Origin of the sequence: Nocardiopsis baichengensis YIM 90130, assembly GCF_000341205.1 — a bacterium.
Classification (GTDB): Bacteria; Actinomycetota; Actinomycetes; order Streptosporangiales; family Streptosporangiaceae; genus Nocardiopsis_A; species Nocardiopsis_A halophila.
This window is the reverse complement of sequence record NZ_ANAS01000038.1, coordinates 75,167-89,166: the sequence shown is the minus strand read 5'-3', so window position 1 is coordinate 89,166 and position 14,000 is coordinate 75,167. Positions and strand designations below refer to the sequence as shown.

The 14,000-nt window shown below is 75.3% G+C and carries 12 protein-coding genes; 5 read left to right on the top strand and 7 right to left on the bottom strand.

The annotated features are described in order from the left end of the window. Nucleotides 1-42: 42 nt before the first annotated feature. A complete protein-coding gene (locus C892_RS0125690) occupies nucleotides 43-2,211 on the top strand; it encodes a tetratricopeptide repeat protein (protein WP_017559559.1) in 2,169 nt (722 codons plus the stop codon). A 42-nt stretch (nucleotides 2,212-2,253) separates the two neighbouring features. On the opposite strand, the gene C892_RS0125685 is transcribed toward C892_RS0125690, so the two are convergent. Further along, nucleotides 2,254-3,198, bottom strand: coding sequence for a carbohydrate kinase family protein (locus C892_RS0125685; protein ID WP_017559558.1), 945 nt, complete (start codon nucleotides 3,196-3,198; stop codon nucleotides 2,254-2,256). Next, a complete protein-coding gene (locus C892_RS0125680; RefSeq protein ID WP_239647532.1) occupies nucleotides 3,195-4,388 on the bottom strand; it encodes a hypothetical protein in 1,194 nt (397 codons plus the stop codon). The genes C892_RS0125685 and C892_RS0125680 overlap by 4 nt, the downstream gene beginning before the upstream one ends. A gap of 189 nt (nucleotides 4,389-4,577) precedes the next feature. On the opposite strand from C892_RS0125680, the gene C892_RS31930 reads away from it, so the two are divergent. Together C892_RS31930 and C892_RS0125670 are read left to right on the top strand one after the other, a co-directional pair. Then, nucleotides 4,578-4,718 carry a hypothetical protein gene (locus C892_RS31930; protein WP_017559556.1) on the top strand — a complete coding sequence of 47 codons (141 nt, stop codon included), beginning with the start codon at nucleotides 4,578-4,580 and terminating at the stop codon, nucleotides 4,716-4,718. A gap of 70 nt (nucleotides 4,719-4,788) precedes the next feature. Then, the gene (locus C892_RS0125670; RefSeq protein WP_017538222.1) at nucleotides 4,789-5,097 is read left to right on the top strand and encodes an ArsR/SmtB family transcription factor; all 309 of its coding nucleotides are present in this window, start codon (nucleotides 4,789-4,791) and stop codon (nucleotides 5,095-5,097) included. A gap of 36 nt (nucleotides 5,098-5,133) precedes the next feature. Here C892_RS0125670 and C892_RS0125665 read toward each other — a convergent pair whose 3' ends face one another. Continuing rightward, on the bottom strand, nucleotides 5,134-5,547 hold the full coding sequence (locus C892_RS0125665) for an arsenate reductase ArsC (RefSeq protein ID WP_017538223.1): 414 nt from the start codon (nucleotides 5,545-5,547) through the stop codon (nucleotides 5,134-5,136). Nucleotides 5,548-5,725: 178 nt separating this feature from the next. Here C892_RS0125665 and arsB point away from each other — a divergent pair, with 178 nt between their 5' ends. After that, the gene (arsB, locus tag C892_RS0125660; protein WP_017559555.1) at nucleotides 5,726-6,832 is read left to right on the top strand and encodes an ACR3 family arsenite efflux transporter; all 1,107 of its coding nucleotides are present in this window, start codon (nucleotides 5,726-5,728) and stop codon (nucleotides 6,830-6,832) included. Here arsB and C892_RS0125655 read toward each other — a convergent pair. Continuing rightward, a complete protein-coding gene (locus tag C892_RS0125655; protein WP_017559554.1) occupies nucleotides 6,760-7,431 on the bottom strand; it encodes a TetR/AcrR family transcriptional regulator in 672 nt (223 codons plus the stop codon). The genes arsB and C892_RS0125655 overlap by 73 nt on opposite strands. A gap of 55 nt (nucleotides 7,432-7,486) precedes the next feature. Here C892_RS0125655 and C892_RS0125650 point away from each other — a divergent pair, with 55 nt between their 5' ends. After that, a complete protein-coding gene (locus C892_RS0125650) occupies nucleotides 7,487-8,173 on the top strand; it encodes a molybdopterin-dependent oxidoreductase (RefSeq protein WP_017559553.1) in 687 nt (228 codons plus the stop codon). 74 nt (nucleotides 8,174-8,247) lie between these two features. Here C892_RS0125650 and katG read toward each other — a convergent pair whose 3' ends face one another. From katG to C892_RS29595, 3 genes are all read right to left on the bottom strand, one after another. Further along, a complete protein-coding gene (gene katG / locus C892_RS0125645) occupies nucleotides 8,248-10,455 on the bottom strand; it encodes a catalase/peroxidase HPI (protein ID WP_017559552.1) in 2,208 nt (735 codons plus the stop codon). A gap of 82 nt (nucleotides 10,456-10,537) precedes the next feature. After that, nucleotides 10,538-10,969 carry a Fur family transcriptional regulator gene (locus C892_RS0125640; RefSeq protein WP_017538232.1) on the bottom strand — a complete coding sequence of 144 codons (432 nt, stop codon included), beginning with the start codon at nucleotides 10,967-10,969 and terminating at the stop codon, nucleotides 10,538-10,540. Nucleotides 10,970-11,079: 110 nt separating this feature from the next. Beyond that, a complete protein-coding gene (locus C892_RS29595) occupies nucleotides 11,080-13,788 on the bottom strand; it encodes an AfsR/SARP family transcriptional regulator (RefSeq protein ID WP_017559551.1) in 2,709 nt (902 codons plus the stop codon). Nucleotides 13,789-14,000: the final 212 nt, after the last annotated feature.

Here is a 14,000-nt window from a genome sequence, read left to right as displayed (position 1 = left end):
CATTACGGCATGCCCGCAACCCGAGCGGAAGGGGTGCACAGGGTGGCACACGAGGAGCGCCGACCCCCCTCGACCGGCGCCGAGCTGCACGGAGACGTATCGGGAACGGTGCTGCAGACCGGGGTGCTCCACGGCGGCGTCCACGTCCACCAGGCCCCCGGCCCGCAGCCGGAACCGGACCGGCTCCTCCACCAGCTGCCCCGCCCCGCCCCGGTCTTCGTCAACAGAGAGCCGGAACTCGCCGAACTCGACGCCCTCACCGGCTCCCCGCCCGGGACCGGGCCGGGCCCGCCCGGCCCCGGCGCACTCGTCCTGCTCACCGGCTCCGGCGGGGTCGGCAAGTCCTCCCTCGCCCTCCGTTTCGCCTGGAAGAACGCCCACCGCACACCCCACGGCCAGCTCTACTACGACCTGGGCGCCCACGCCGGCGGAGGCCCTGCCGACCCCGGCGACGTCCTCGCCTCCTTCCTGGCCGCCCTCGGGGTGTCCGCCGACGCGATGCCCCCCGACCTGTCCGGCCGCGCCTCCTGGTTCCGGTCGCTGACCACCGGAAAGGGCGTCACCCTCCTTCTCGACGACGCGGCCTCCGCCGCCCAGGTCCGCGCGCTCCTCCCCGGCCCGGACCCCCGCAGCGTCACCATCGTCACCAGCCGGAACCGGCTGGCGGGACTGGCCCTCGACGGCGCCCGGCCCCTGGCCGTGGGGCCGCTGGAGGACACCGACGCCTCGCGGCTCCTGGCCCGCCTCGCCGACGTCCCTACCGGCGACATGTCCCTGGTGGACCGGGCCGCGCGCTTCTGCGGGGGCCTACCGATCGCCCTGATCGCCGCCGCGGTGAGCGTCCGGCTCCGGGGAACGGGGGCCATCGGCGGAGTGGTCCGCGACCTGGAGCAGCACGGCCGGCGCATCGAGGCGCTGAGTCCGGAGGAGGAACAGGAGATGTCCGTGCGCTCGGTGTTCGACGCCTCCTACGACGCCCTCCCCGAGGCCGCGGCGCGTCTCTACCGGCGCCTGGGCTGGGCTCCCATGAGCGAGGTCACCCGGCTCGCCGCCGCCGCGCTCCTCGACTCCTCCCCCGAGGAGGCCCGCGACGCCCTGCGAGCCCTGGCGACCGGCAGCCTGGTCCAGGAGGTGGCCGAGGGGCGCTACAGGATGCACGACCTCCTCCGGCTCCACGCCCGCGAACGCGCGGTCGCCGCAGAGCCCGAGTCCGAGGTCGCGGTCATCACTCGGCTGTGCGACCTCTACTCCGCGTGCAGCCGGGAGGCCGACCGGTCGGTCCGTCCCTACGCGGCCTCCGGCGGCGAACGCCCCGGGACCGCCCCCGTCGGGTTCGACGGCAAGCGGGACGCCCTGGCCTGGCTCGGCACCGAGCGGACGGCGCTCACCGAACTGGCGGTCCTGGCCGGGCGGAACGGGCTCCACCGGCAGGCGATGGGCATCGCCGAGGGGATGTGGCCGATCTTCCTGAACTTCAGAGACGTCCGCTCGTGGCTCAGAGCCGCCGACGCGGCCCTGGGATCGGCCCGCGCCGTCGGCGACGACCGCTACGCGGCGCGCGTCCTCGCCAAGAAGGGCCTGGTCCACAGCTACTCGGGCGACCACGACGGGGCGCAGGAGGCCCTGGACGCGGCCGAGCGCATCTGGCGTGAACTCGGCGACCGGGAGAGGATCGCCCAGGTCCTGCAACGCCGGGGGATCGCCGCCTTCGATGCCGGGCACCACCACAGTGCTGCCGAACACCTCGGGAAATCGCTCCGCATCGACGAGGAACTGGGCCACCGGCACAACCGTGCGATCACGCTGCTGACCCTCGGCCGCGTGCACAAGGCGCTCGGTCGGTCCGACAACGCACGGGCCGCACTCGGACCGGCACTGCAGGAGCTGTCCCCCGACGGCGTCGATGACCCGCTGAACGCCGCTCGGGCGCGCATGGAGCTCGCCCCCCTCTTATCCGCAGACGACCCCGGCCGGGCGGAGGAGCACCTGGTCGCGGCCTGCGGCGTCCTGCGCGACCACGGCGCCGACGCCGGCCACGCCGAGGCGCTCCTCGCGCTGGGCCGACTGCGGCTCCACGCGGAGAACGCCGATGCTGCGCGTTCCCCACTGCAGAAGGCCCTTGGGCTGTTCGAGCGGATGGGCGACCGCGAGAGCGCGGGGCAGGCCCGGAGCGCACTCGCCCAAGCGGCCGCAGACCAGGACCACGGCTGAGCACGCCCCGGCGCGTGAGGCGGCCGGGGCGCGTCCTGGACGTCAGGCGGTGCGCTCACGGTCCCACCGGCCGAGCTCCACCTGCACCGGGTGGGTCCGCGACAGCTCCTCCAGGCCCTCGGAGGTCAGGTGTCCGGTGTCCGCCCATGCGGAACCGGTCGTCCAGGCGGCGTGCAGCACCGCGCCGCGCAGCGCCTCCACGGGCCGCCCAGTGGTCATCCAGGCGTGCAGGAACGACGCGAACAGGGTGTCCCCGGCGCCCACCACGGACCGGACGGGCCGCGGCGGCTCCGTCCGCGCCCGGACCAGCGTTCCATCGCGGAGCCCGAGGGCCGCCCCTTCCGCGCCGCATCCGACCGCGGCGATCAGGCAGCCGGGGTAGGCGGCGAAGACGTCGGCGATCCACTCCAGAGGGCCGCCCGGAAGGCGCTCGTGGGAGCAGAACAGGATGTCGGCCGAGTTCAACCAGGGGCGGCGCGACTCCTCGGCCGCGTCGGAGACCAGGTGCAGGTCGGTGGCGACGGGGACGCCCTCCCGGCGGGCGGTCTCCAGAAGCGGCCGGGCGAAGTCCGCGGTGGTGACCACCGCCAGGTCCGCGCCCTGCAGCGCCTCGGCGAACAGCCCCGCCGGGTAGGCGGCCCGCTCGACCCCCTGCAGGTGCGTGTGCCCGGCCCGGCGCCCGTCCCCGCTCACCAGGTCGACGGAGACCGACGACGCGGGCCCGGTCACGGCGCCCCGCCCCAGCAGGCCCTGCCGCCTGAGGGCCGTACGGACCAGGTCTCCGGCGAGGTCGGCGCCGATGACGGTGCACAGCTCCACCGTCGCCCCGAGGCCGGCCAGCGTTCCGGCGACGTTGGCCCCGACACCGGCCACCCCGGTCCGGATCCACGGCGGCCGCCGGGTCGGCCCGTCCGGAAGGGGGAAGCCGTCGACGGGGACCGTCACACCGAGGTTGGCGGTACCGGCGACCACGATCTTGGGGCTCATGCCGCCGCACCTCCCCGGGCGGCGGCACCGGCCGCCGGAGGCGGAGCGAGGGCGAGCAGGCGGTAGAGGCAGGGCAGGACGCGTTCGGTGAAGCGCCCGGGGTGGGAGGTGATGCGGGCGGCCACGTCCGCCGCCCGGGCTCCGGCCCCCGCCCCGAGGGCCGCCTCGACCGCCGGAACGTAGGGGCCGCCGTCCGGCAGGGCGGGGGCGCGGCGCAGGAGCGCGGCCATCGGCGAAGCCGGATCCACGAGCGGCGTCCCGCACCAGCGGAGCACGGGGGCCCCGGTCAGGGTGGCGTACAGGGACACCGACCCGTGGTCGCCGACGACGGCGTCCGCCGCCGCCACGTAGGCGCACCAGTCCTCCTCCGCCCCCGGCACGCGGCCTCCCGCCCGGGTGAACGGCTCCAGCCACCGCTGCAGCTGCCAGTCCCCGTGCGCCGCCCGGATGTTCGGGTGCAGGAGCAGCACCACGTCCCAGCCGGCCGCCGCGGCCTCGCCCGCGAGCCCGGGCAGGAGCTCCGCCCGGGACGCGAACAGGGAGTGCCCGCCCCAGGTCGAGGAGAGGACGAGGAGCGGACGGCCCGGCGGGCCCGCCGACCGGTCCCGTTCCGCATTCCGCCGGGCGCGGCCCTGCAGGACGGCGTCGGCGCAGGGGTCGCCTGCGACGACGGCGCAGGCCGCCGCTTCGGGGCACGCCCGCCGGAGCCGCGCCCGCTCCTCCTCGTGGGCCAGGACCACGGCGGCGGGGACGACCCGCCCGTCGCTGACGAGCCACTGCCCGCCCAGGCCGAAGGCCGTCCTGCGCGCGCGCCGCCCCCGCCGGCGGTCCGGGGTCTTGACGAAGCCCGCGCCGTGCGGGACGAGCACCACCGGGCCCGGCATCTCCGCCATTCCCGCCGTCCCCGCGGTGACGACGAGGTCGGTGGGCGTCCGCTTCGCCTGTTCCCAGGGCAGTTCCGGTAGTCCGGTCCGCTCCAGCCACCCGCGCACCCCCCGGTTGAAGGGGCTCGGCGGGACGGTCGCCACCGTCTGCACGCGCCAGTCCGCGGCCAGGGGGGCGACGACCCGCAGCAGTCGCTGCCCGCAGGCCACGGTGTCCACCGGGAGCATGACCGTGCGGCACTGTTCCCGCGTCACCAGCGCGGGCGCGCCCACCGCCCCCACAGGGACGTCCTGCCATTCGCTCAAACCGCCTCCTCGGTCGTTCGGCGCCGCCGATCTGGGGCGTCGTGGGACCACGGTCCGGTGCGGGGATCGACGTCCCGATTGCACGGTCCTTGACGCGCGGTGACTCCGTGCGGGTGCGGCGCGGAACCCCGGCCCCCGGGGCCGCGTCCGATCTGTTCCTGAGAACCCGATGAGGACCCGATGTGAGGAGTGCCGGAGGAGGCCGAGGACCTAGAGGGACGTGTCGAGGAGTACGCCGCGCGCCTGGCCTCGGCGCGTGCGCTGACCGCCGCCCTCACCCTGATCATGTCCGAGGAGGGCAACGCCTACGAGTACCGGGACGCGTACTGACGCGGAACGACCCGGGCCGGAGAGGGCCGCCCCGGTTGACGCTCCCCCGGCCGCGTGGTGGCATCAGGGCATGCTGATCTCTCCCGCCGACCAGGCGGCCGTGGCGCTCTTCGGGGACCCCCTGCGGGCGCGGATCGTGGGCCTGCTGGCCGACGAGCAGATGTGCACCTGCCACCTGATCGAGGAGACCGGCGCCCGACAGCCCACCGTCAGCCACCACCTGAAGATCCTGCGCGAGGCCGGACTCGTGGAGACCGAGCCGCGCGGGCGCTACACCTACTACCGGCTGCGCCCCGAGGCCGTCGCCGGCCTCGCCGGGGCGCTGAGCGACCTGGCCGCCCGGGCCGAGCGGGCGCGCGAGAGCTACCGCCCCTGCTGAGCCCGGCGCCGTGAGCCGGGCCGCGGGGGCGGGTCCTCACCCCTGGACGGGCACCCCGAGCTCGCCCATCAGGACCTCGACGCGGGCCCGGATGTCCTCGCGCACCTCGCGCACCTTCTCCAGCGGCTGCCCGGCCGGGTCGTCGAGCCTCCAGTCGAGGTAGCGCTTGCCGGGGAAGACGGGGCAGGCGTCGCCGCACCCCATGGTGACGACCACGTCGCTGGCCTCGACCGCGTCGGGGGTGAGGACCTTGGGGCGCTCGGCGGTGATGTCGATGCCGAGTTCGGCCATGGCCTCCACCGCGGCGGGATTGACCGATTCGGCGGGTTCCGAGCCCGCGGACCGCACCTCGATGCGGCCGCCCGCGAGGCGGGCCAGCAGCCCGGCCGCCATCTGGGAGCGCCCGGCGTTGTGCACGCAGACGAAAAGGACGCTGGGGATCTCCGACACGGTGGTGCCCTCTCTGTGCGGTCTGCTCTGTTCGGTGCCGTGCGCACGGCGGGGGCGGCCCCCGGGGTCCGGCCTCCACTCCCGCATCGACCCATGTTGATATCAGCCTACGTCGATGTATGGTGGCCTGGGCGCAGCCCCCGACGCAACCCCAGGACGCACCCCAGGAGGACGCACCATGGCCCGACCCGGCGCCGGCGTACCGGCGGCGGCACCGCCGCAGGCCGGACGGCTGTCCACGCTCGACCGCCTCCTCCCGCTGTGGATCGGCCTGGCCATGGCCGCAGGCCTCCTCCTCGGCCGCTGGGTACCCGGCCTCCAGGGCGCCCTGGAGGCGGTCAAGGTCCAGGGCATCTCGGTGCCCATCGCCCTGGGCCTGCTCGTCATGATGTACCCGGTCCTGGCCAAGGTCCGCTACGACCGGCTGGACTCGGTGACTCGCGACAGGCGCCTGCTCGTCTCCTCGATCGTGCTGAACTGGGTGATCGGCCCGGCGCTCATGTTCGCCCTGGCCTGGCTCCTGCTGCCCGACCTGCCCGAGTTCCGCACCGGCCTGATCATCGTGGGCCTGGCCCGCTGCATCGCCATGGTGATCATCTGGAACGACCTGGCCTGCGGCGACCGCGAGGCCGCCGCGGTCCTGGTGGCGCTCAACTCGGTGTTCCAGGTGCTGGCCTTCGGGCTGCTCGGCTGGTTCTACCTGTCGGTCCTGCCCGGCTGGCTCGGGCTCCCGACCAGCGGCATCGACGTCTCCGGCTGGGAGATCGCCGCCATGGTGCTCGTCTTCCTCGGCGTCCCGCTGCTGGCCGGATACCTCACCCGCACCTTCGGCGAGCGCGCCAAGGGCCGCGCCTGGTACGAGGACCGGTTCCTGCCCCGCATCGGCCCGCTGGCGCTGTACGGCCTGCTGTTCACCATCGTCATGCTCTTCGCCCTGCAGGGCGAGGCCATCACCTCCCGCCCCCTGGACGTGGCCCGCATCGCCCTGCCGCTGCTGGTCTACTTCGTCCTCATGTGGGGCCTGTCGATGCTGTTCGGCCGGGCGGTCCGGCTGCCCTACGAGCGCTCCACCACCCTCGCCTTCACCGCCGCCGGCAACAACTTCGAGCTGGCGATCGCGGTGGCGATCGGCGTCTTCGGCGTGACCTCCGGCCAGGCCCTGGCCGGGGTCGTCGGCCCGCTGATCGAGGTGCCCGTGCTCGTGGGCCTGGTCTACGTGTCCCTGTGGGCCCGCCGGTTCTTCCCCGGCTCCGCCCCGTCCCCGACCGCGGCCCCCGGCGCCTGAAGCAGGGACCGCGCCGCCTGCACGACCAGAGCGCGGTGCCCACCGGGCGAGGTGCCCCGGCGCAGGTGGCGGCGGACGACCGCGTAGGGCACGTCCACGACCGCGATCGTCACCGCCTCCAGGGCCTGCGGGGTCGCCGCACCGAACACCTCGGCCGCCAGGTCCTCCAGGAGCCGGGCGACGGGCCGGTTGAGACCGGCGAGGGCCTGCCGGGTCTCCTCGGGCAGGTCGGCGCCGGCCATCAGCTCCTCGCGGCGCCCCTCCAGCAGCAGGCGCGCGTCCTCGGGGTGCCGGACGGCGAAGTCCACGACCCGGTCCGCCACCGCCAGCGCCCGCTCGACCCCCCGGTGCGTGCCGTCCGCGGGCGGCCCCGCCTGCAGCTCTTCGTGCAGCTCCTCCTGAAAGCGGCGGACGGTGCGCAGCCACACCTCCGCGAAGATGCGCCCCCGCGAGCCGAAGCGGTGGTAGAGCGAGCCGACCGGGGCGCCGCTCCGCGCGCTGATCGCACCCGTCGTCGCCGCCTCCGGACCGCTGTGCACCAGCAGGTCGCGGGCGGCGTCGAGGATCGCGTCGTCACTGTGCACCCGGCGTCTGGCCATGCCCCCAATATAGAGCGTACGATCTAGAATGTTCGCTCTAATAAAGGAGTGCCGCATGGCCCCCACCCCCTCCGGCGGCCCCGTCCCGGGAGCGCGGCGGCTGCCTCCCGGGCAGCAGCCCGCCCGCCTCGAACGCTTCGGGCTGCCCCGGTACGCCCCGCGCCGGCCCCGCCCGCCGGAGCGCCCCGAGATCGCGGTGGCCGGCGCCGTCTCCCGGCCCCTCGCCCTGCCCGTCGACGGGCTCCTCGGCACGGAACGGCGCGCCCTGCGCGCCGACCTGCACTGCGTGACCACCTGGAGCGCCCTCGACCTGCTCTGGGAGGGCGTCCCCTTCCGCAGGGTCCACGCCGTCCTGGCGGCCGAGGCCGGCGTCGACCCGCGCGTCCGCTGGGTCACCGTCACCGGCCTGGACGGCTACCGGGCCTGCCTGTACCTGGACGACGCCCTGGCCGGGGACGTGCTGCTCGCCGACCGGCTGGTCGGCGCCCCGCTCGGCGCCGACCACGGGGCCCCGCTGCGCCTGGTCGCCCCGGCCCACTACGGCTACATGAGCGTCAAGCACGTGCGCGCGATCGAGTACCGCCGCACCTACGCCGCCGGCCCGGCCGGATGGGCCGTGCACCCCCGCGGCCGGACCCGCCTGGAGGAGCGCAGCCGGTACCTGCCCGGCCCGTTCTGGCGTCCCGTGTGGCGCTCCCTCGTCCCCATGACCCGCCGCGCCTACCGCCGCCACCGGCCCTGAGCCGGCGCCCCTACGCCTCGACGACGAAGGCCGGCCCGGGCGCATGCCCGGGCCGGCCCCTCATCCCGTCGGGATCAGACCAGGTCGAACCGGTCCAGGTTCATGACCTTGTCCCAGGCGGCGACGAAGTCCTCGACGAACTTCGCCTTGGCGTCGTCGGCCGCGTAGACCTCGGCGATCGCCCGCAGCTCGGAGTTGGAGCCGAACAGCAGGTCGACCCGGCTGCCGGTCCACAGCTTCTCGCCGGTGGCGTCGCTGAAGCACGCGTAGGTCTCGGGGGCCCCGTCGACCGGCTTCCACGTGACGCCCAGGTCGAGCAGGTTCGCGAAGAAGTCGTTGGTCAGGGAGCCGGGCGCGTCGGTGAACACGCCCATGTCCGAGTCCTGGTAGTTGGCCCCCAGCACCCGCAGGCCGCCGACGAGCACGGTCATCTCCGGGGCGCTCAGCGTGAGCAGGTTGGCCCGGTCGACGAGCTGGTACTCGGCCGGCAGGCGGTGGCCCTTGCCCAGGTAGTTCCGGAACCCGTCGGCGGAGGGCTCCAGGTGGGAGAAGGACTCCACGTCCGTCTTGTCCTGGGTGGCGTCGCCGCGGCCCGGGGTGAACGGCACCTCGGTGTCGAACCCGGCCGCCTTGGCGGCCTCCTCGACGCCGACGCAGCCGCCCAGCACCACCAGGTCGGCGAAGGAGACGCCCTTGCCGTCGGTGCGGCCGGAGTTGAACGCCTCCTGGATCCCCTCCAGGGTGCGCAGCACCGGGGCCAGCTTCGCCGGCTCGTTGACCTCCCAGCTCGCCTGCGGCTCCAGGCGGATGCGGCCGCCGTTGGCGCCGCCCCGCTTGTCGCTGCCGCGGAAGGAGGAGGCCGCGGCCCAGGCGGTGGAGACGAGCTGGGCCACGGTCAGGCCGGAGGCGCGGACCCGCTCCTTGAGGTCGGCGATCTCGGCGGCGCCGATCTGCTCGAAGGCCGGGGCCGGGATCGGGTCCTGCCAGATCAGCTCCTCGGAGGGGACCTCCGGTCCGAGGTAGCGCACGACCGGGCCCATGTCGCGGTGGGTCAGCTTGAACCACGCCCGGGCGAAGGCGTCGGCGAACTCCTCCGGGTTCTCCATGAACCGCCGGGAGATCGGCTCATAGACCGGGTCGAAGCGCAGCGCCAGGTCGGTGGTGAGCATGGTCGGGGCGTGCTTCTTGGACGGGTCGTGGGCGTCGGGGACGGTGCCCTCGCCCGCGCCGTCCTTCGGCTTCCACTGCCAGGCGCCGCCCGGGCCCTTGTACTTCTCCCACTCGTAGCCGAAGAGGTTCTCCCAGAACCCGTTGCTCCACTTCGTGGGCGTGCTGGTCCAGGTGACCTCGAGGCCGCTGGTGATGGCGTCGCCGCCCTTGCCGGTGCCGTGGGCGTTCTGCCAGCCCAGGCCCTGGGCCTCCAGCGGGGCCGCCTCGGGCTCGGGGCCCAGGTTGCTGTCCGGGGCCGCGCCGTGGGTCTTGCCGAAGGTGTGGCCGCCGGCGATGAGGGCGACGGTCTCCTCGTCGTTCATCGCCATCCGCCCGAAGGTGTCGCGGATGTCGCGGGCGGCGGCCAGCGGGTCCGGGTTGCCGTTCGGGCCCTCGGGGTTGACGTAGATCAGCCCCATCTGGACCGCGGCCAGCGGCTGCTCCAGGTCGCGGTCGCCGCTGTAGCGCTCGTCGTCGAGCCAGCCGGTCTCCGGGCCCCAGTAGACGTCGTCGTCGGGCTCCCAGGCGTCCACGCGGCCGCCGGCGAAGCCGAAGGTCTTCAGGCCCATCGACTCCAGGGCCACGTTGCCGGCCAGGATCATCAGGTCGGCCCAGGAGATCTTGCGGCCGTACTTCTTCTTGACGGGCCAGAGCAGGCGGCGGGCCTTGTCCAGGTTCCCGTTGTCCGGCCAGCTGTTGAGCGGGGCGAACCGCTGCTGGCCGGTGCCGCCCCCGCCGCGGCCGTCGAAGGTCCGGTAGGTCCCGGCCGAGTGCCAGGCCATGCGGATGATCAGCGGGCCGTAGTGGCCGAAGTCGGCGGGCCACCAGTCCTGGGAGGTGGTCAGCACCTCGGCGATGTCCTGCTTGACGGCGCCGAGGTCGAGCGACTTGAACTCTTCGGCGTAGTCGAAGTCCTCGCCCATGGGGTCGGACACGGCCGTGTTCTTGGCCAAGATCTTCAGGTTGAGGCGGTTGGGCCACCAGCCGCGGTTGGCGTCGCCCTGCGTGGGGTGCGGGGCGCCGCCGTGCGCGACCGGACAGCCGCCGGCGGCGGCGTCGTTGCTTTCGGTCATGGTCATCCTTCCGAGGCGGGGAGGAAGCGGTGGATCGGTCGGGTCGGGCTCGGTGAGCACGGTGCTCCGAGGGCGGCGCCGCTCAGGAGACGCCCTCACTCGAGCATTCGGAGCAGAGCCCCCAGTAGACGACCTCGGCTTCGTCGATCGTGAAGCCTCCGTTGTCCGACGCGGCCAGGCACGGGGCGTGCCCGACGGCGCAGTCGACGTCCGCGATGGCGCCGCAGGCGCGGCACACGACGTGGTGGTGGTTGTCCCCGACCCGTGTCTCGTAGCGGGCCACCGAGCCGCGCGGCTGGATCCGCCGGAGCAGGCCCGCCCCGGTCAGCGCCTTGAGCACGTCGTAGACGGCCTGGTGGGAGACGGCACCGAGTCTCGCGCGGACGGCACCGATGATGGTCTCGGTGTCGGCGTGCGGGTTGTCGTGCACGGCGGCCAGCACCGCGACCCGGGGACCCGTGACCCGGAGCGCGGACCGGCGGAGCAGGCGCTCGAAGTCCGTGGGCGTCGACATGCCCCGGAGTCTCACCTCTTTTCTGGAATAAGTCAAAAAACGGAACCACCCTCATCAGGCGGTGAACCCCCTGCACAGCAGGCGTTTTCGTCGCCCGAGCCAAAATTGGTCTATCCGAGCGAGTCCAAAGAGCCCCTGGTCAGCGCCGACCGCTCCAGGCGCCCCCGGGCCTCGGCCGCCCCGCTCGCGTAGGACCGCTCCACGGCGAGCCCGAGCGCCCGCTCATAGAGCCCGCGCGACCGGGAGCACTCCCCGCGCGCCTCGGCCAGGCGGCCCAGGCCCAGCAGGCCCTCGACCGCGTCCCCCCACAGGCCCAGCCGCTCGGCGGCCTTGAGGTCCTCGCCCAGATCCCCGTCCTGGTCCCCGTGTACGCCCCCGCCGGACGGGCCGGCGTCGGCCAGGGCCCGCGCCAGGGCCGTGCGGGCCCGGAGCCGTCCCCACCGGTCCCCGAGGGCGTCGAAGAGCCCGGCACCGCGCTCGGCGTCCGCCCGCGCGGCCGACGCCTCCCCGGCGCCGCCGCCGAGGCGCCACCCGGCCCGGAGCACCAGGGCCAGCGCCTCGGCCCAGCGGTCGTCCCCCGCCTCGGCCGGGTCCGGCACCCGCTCAAGGCGTCCGCCCGCGGCCCGGGCGCACCAGAGCAGGCGCAGCCGCGTCCGCGGATCGAAGCCCCCGTCCGACGGGGCACGCCCCTCGAAGGCCGCCCGCCACGCCTCGGCGCGGCTCCGCGCCTGCGGCGGCCCCCCGGGCAGGACCAGCGCCGCCGAGAGCGAGCGCCGCGCCTCGCCCGTCCGGTTGCGCAGCCGCCAGAACCACGCCAGCGCCCCGGCCAGCCGCAGCGCCGCCCCGGCATCACGGCCGCGCACCGCCAGCTCCAGCGCGCGGCGCTTGTTCACCGTCTCGGCGTCGAGCGCGGCCAGCGCCGCGTCCTGTCCCCGCCCGCACAGCTCCGGGTCGGCCCGCTCGGCGTGCTCCACGTGGAAGGCGACGAACCGGCGGCGCACCTCCCCCGTCTCCCCGGCCTCCTCCAACCGCTCCGCGCAGTAGGCCGCCACCGACTCCAGCAGCCGGTACCGCTCCCCCTCCCGCACCACCAGCGACCGGTCGACCAGCCGGGACAGCGCGCCCAGCACGCCCCCGGCCCCGGGACCGCCCGCGGCACCCGGGCCGCCGGGGCACACGGCGCGGGCCGCCTCCACCGTCCAACCGTCGCGGTGCACCGACAGGCGGCGCAGCACCGCGCGCTCGCCCCCGGTCAGCAGGTCCCAGCTCCAGGCGACCATCGACCGCAGGGTCTGCTGCCGGGTGGGGCGCCCGCGCCCCGGCCCCGTCGGCAGCGCGAACCGGTCGTCCAGGCCGGCGAGGGCCTCGGAGACGGTCAGAGCCCGCATCCGGGCCGCGACCAGCTCGACGGCCAGCGGGATCCCGTCCAGCCGGCGGCAGATCGCGGCGACGCCGGCCGCGTTCGCGTCCGTCAGGGCGAACCCGGGGGAGGCGGCCCGGGCCCGTTCGGTGAACAGCCGCACCGCGTCGCAGACGGGCAGCGGAGCCAGCGGGACCACCGCCTCCCCCGGGATGCCCAGCGCCTCCTGGCCGGTCACCACCGTGCTCACCCCGTCGGCGGCCAGCAGCGCACCGGCCGCCTCGGCCACCGGGTCCACCACGTGCTCGCAGTTGTCCAGCACCAGCAGCAGGCGGCGGCCGTCCAGGGCGCAGCGGACCCAGTCCACCAGGTCGAACGCGTCCGCGTCGGCCGCCCCGTCGCACAGGCCCAGCACGCTGATGACCCGCTCGGCGATGTCGGAGGCGGATGCGCCGCAGTCCGTCCCGGCGAGCTCGACGACCCATACGCCGTCCGGGAACTCCCCGGCCGCCGCCCGCGCCGCGGCGAGCGCCAGGCGGGTCTTGCCGACACCGCCCGGTCCGGTGACCGTCACCAGGCCCCCGCCGTCCCCGGCGCGCAGCGCCGCGCACACCCGTGCGGCGTCCTCCTCCCGCCCGATGAGGGAGGCGGGCGGGGCGGGGATGTTGCCGTGCGCACGGCCGCTCCCGCCGCCGGACACCCCGGACGTCCCTGCCCCAGGGGCTTCGGGCACGGCCGCCTCCCCGCGCAGCAGGCGCGCGTGCAGCCCGGCGACCTCGGGACCCGGATCGACGCCGAGCTCGTCGCGGAGCCTGCGCCGCAGTCCGTGGTAGGCCGCCTGGGCGTCCGCCTGCCGGCCCGCCTGGTACAGGGCCAGCATGTGCAGCCCGTGCAGCCGTTCCCGCAGCGGGTTCTCCTGTGCCAGGGCGGCCAGTTCGTCCGCCATGGGCGCCGCTCGGCCGGCCGCCGCCCGCGCCTCGGCCAGCGCTTCGACCGCCGCCAGCCGCAGTCCGGCAAGGCGGGCGGCCTCGGCGCGGGCGAAGGGGGCGTCGGCGAACTCGGCGTAGGCCGTCCCCCGCCACAGCCCCAGGGCCTGGGCGAGGTCCTGTTCCCGGCCTCCGGGGGCTCCGCCCCGACCGGCCTCGGCGGCGGCGCGCTCGAAGCGGTCGGCGTCCACCTCGCCGTCCTCCACGCGGAGGCGGTACCCGGCGGGCGAGAGCGGCACTCGGTCGGCGCCGATGACCTTCCGGAGCCAGGAGACCTTGGTCTGCAGGGTGTTCCGCGGCCGGCCCGGCGGGTCCTGGGGCCACAGGTCCTCGACCAGTCGGTCGACAGGGACGGGGCGCCCGCCGTGCACGAGCAGGACGGCCAGCAGCGCCCGCACCCTGCCGTCGGGGAGGGCGACCGGACCGCCGTCGTCCCCCCACACGGCCAGCGGCCCGAGTACCCCGAATCGCATGCCCCCAACCTAACCCCGCCCCCTCCGCCCCCCGCGTGCAAGGCGAGGAAGGCGGGCGGCCCGGCAGGGACGGGGAATCACCGGCTCGCCCTTGCACCGGGTGCCCGCTCCTGTCGCACCACGGCCCGGAGCGCCGCCCACTCATGGTCATGTCTGTCGGAGTGGTGGAATCTCCTTCTCCCGGCCCGGGGGACCGGCTCCACGGTCAGGAT

Excerpts from the sequence above, each read along its gene's own strand:
- C892_RS0125670 (WP_017538222.1), top strand. The coding sequence starts at position 4,789 with ATGCTGATCTCTCCCGCCGACCAGGCGGCCGTGGCGCTCTTCGGGGAC.
- C892_RS0125640 (WP_017538232.1), bottom strand. The coding sequence starts at position 10,969 with ATGTCGACGCCCACGGACTTCGAGCGCCTGCTCCGCCGGTCCGCGCTC.
- arsB (WP_017559555.1), top strand. The coding sequence starts at position 5,726 with ATGGCCCGACCCGGCGCCGGCGTACCGGCGGCGGCACCGCCGCAGGCC.
- C892_RS0125655 (WP_017559554.1), bottom strand. The coding sequence starts at position 7,431 with ATGGCCAGACGCCGGGTGCACAGTGACGACGCGATCCTCGACGCCGCC.
- C892_RS29595 (WP_017559551.1), bottom strand. The coding sequence starts at position 13,788 with ATGCGATTCGGGGTACTCGGGCCGCTGGCCGTGTGGGGGGACGACGGC.
- C892_RS0125685 (WP_017559558.1), bottom strand. The coding sequence starts at position 3,198 with ATGAGCCCCAAGATCGTGGTCGCCGGTACCGCCAACCTCGGTGTGACG.
- C892_RS0125650 (WP_017559553.1), top strand. The coding sequence starts at position 7,487 with ATGGCCCCCACCCCCTCCGGCGGCCCCGTCCCGGGAGCGCGGCGGCTG.
- katG (WP_017559552.1), bottom strand. The coding sequence starts at position 10,455 with ATGACCGAAAGCAACGACGCCGCCGCCGGCGGCTGTCCGGTCGCGCAC.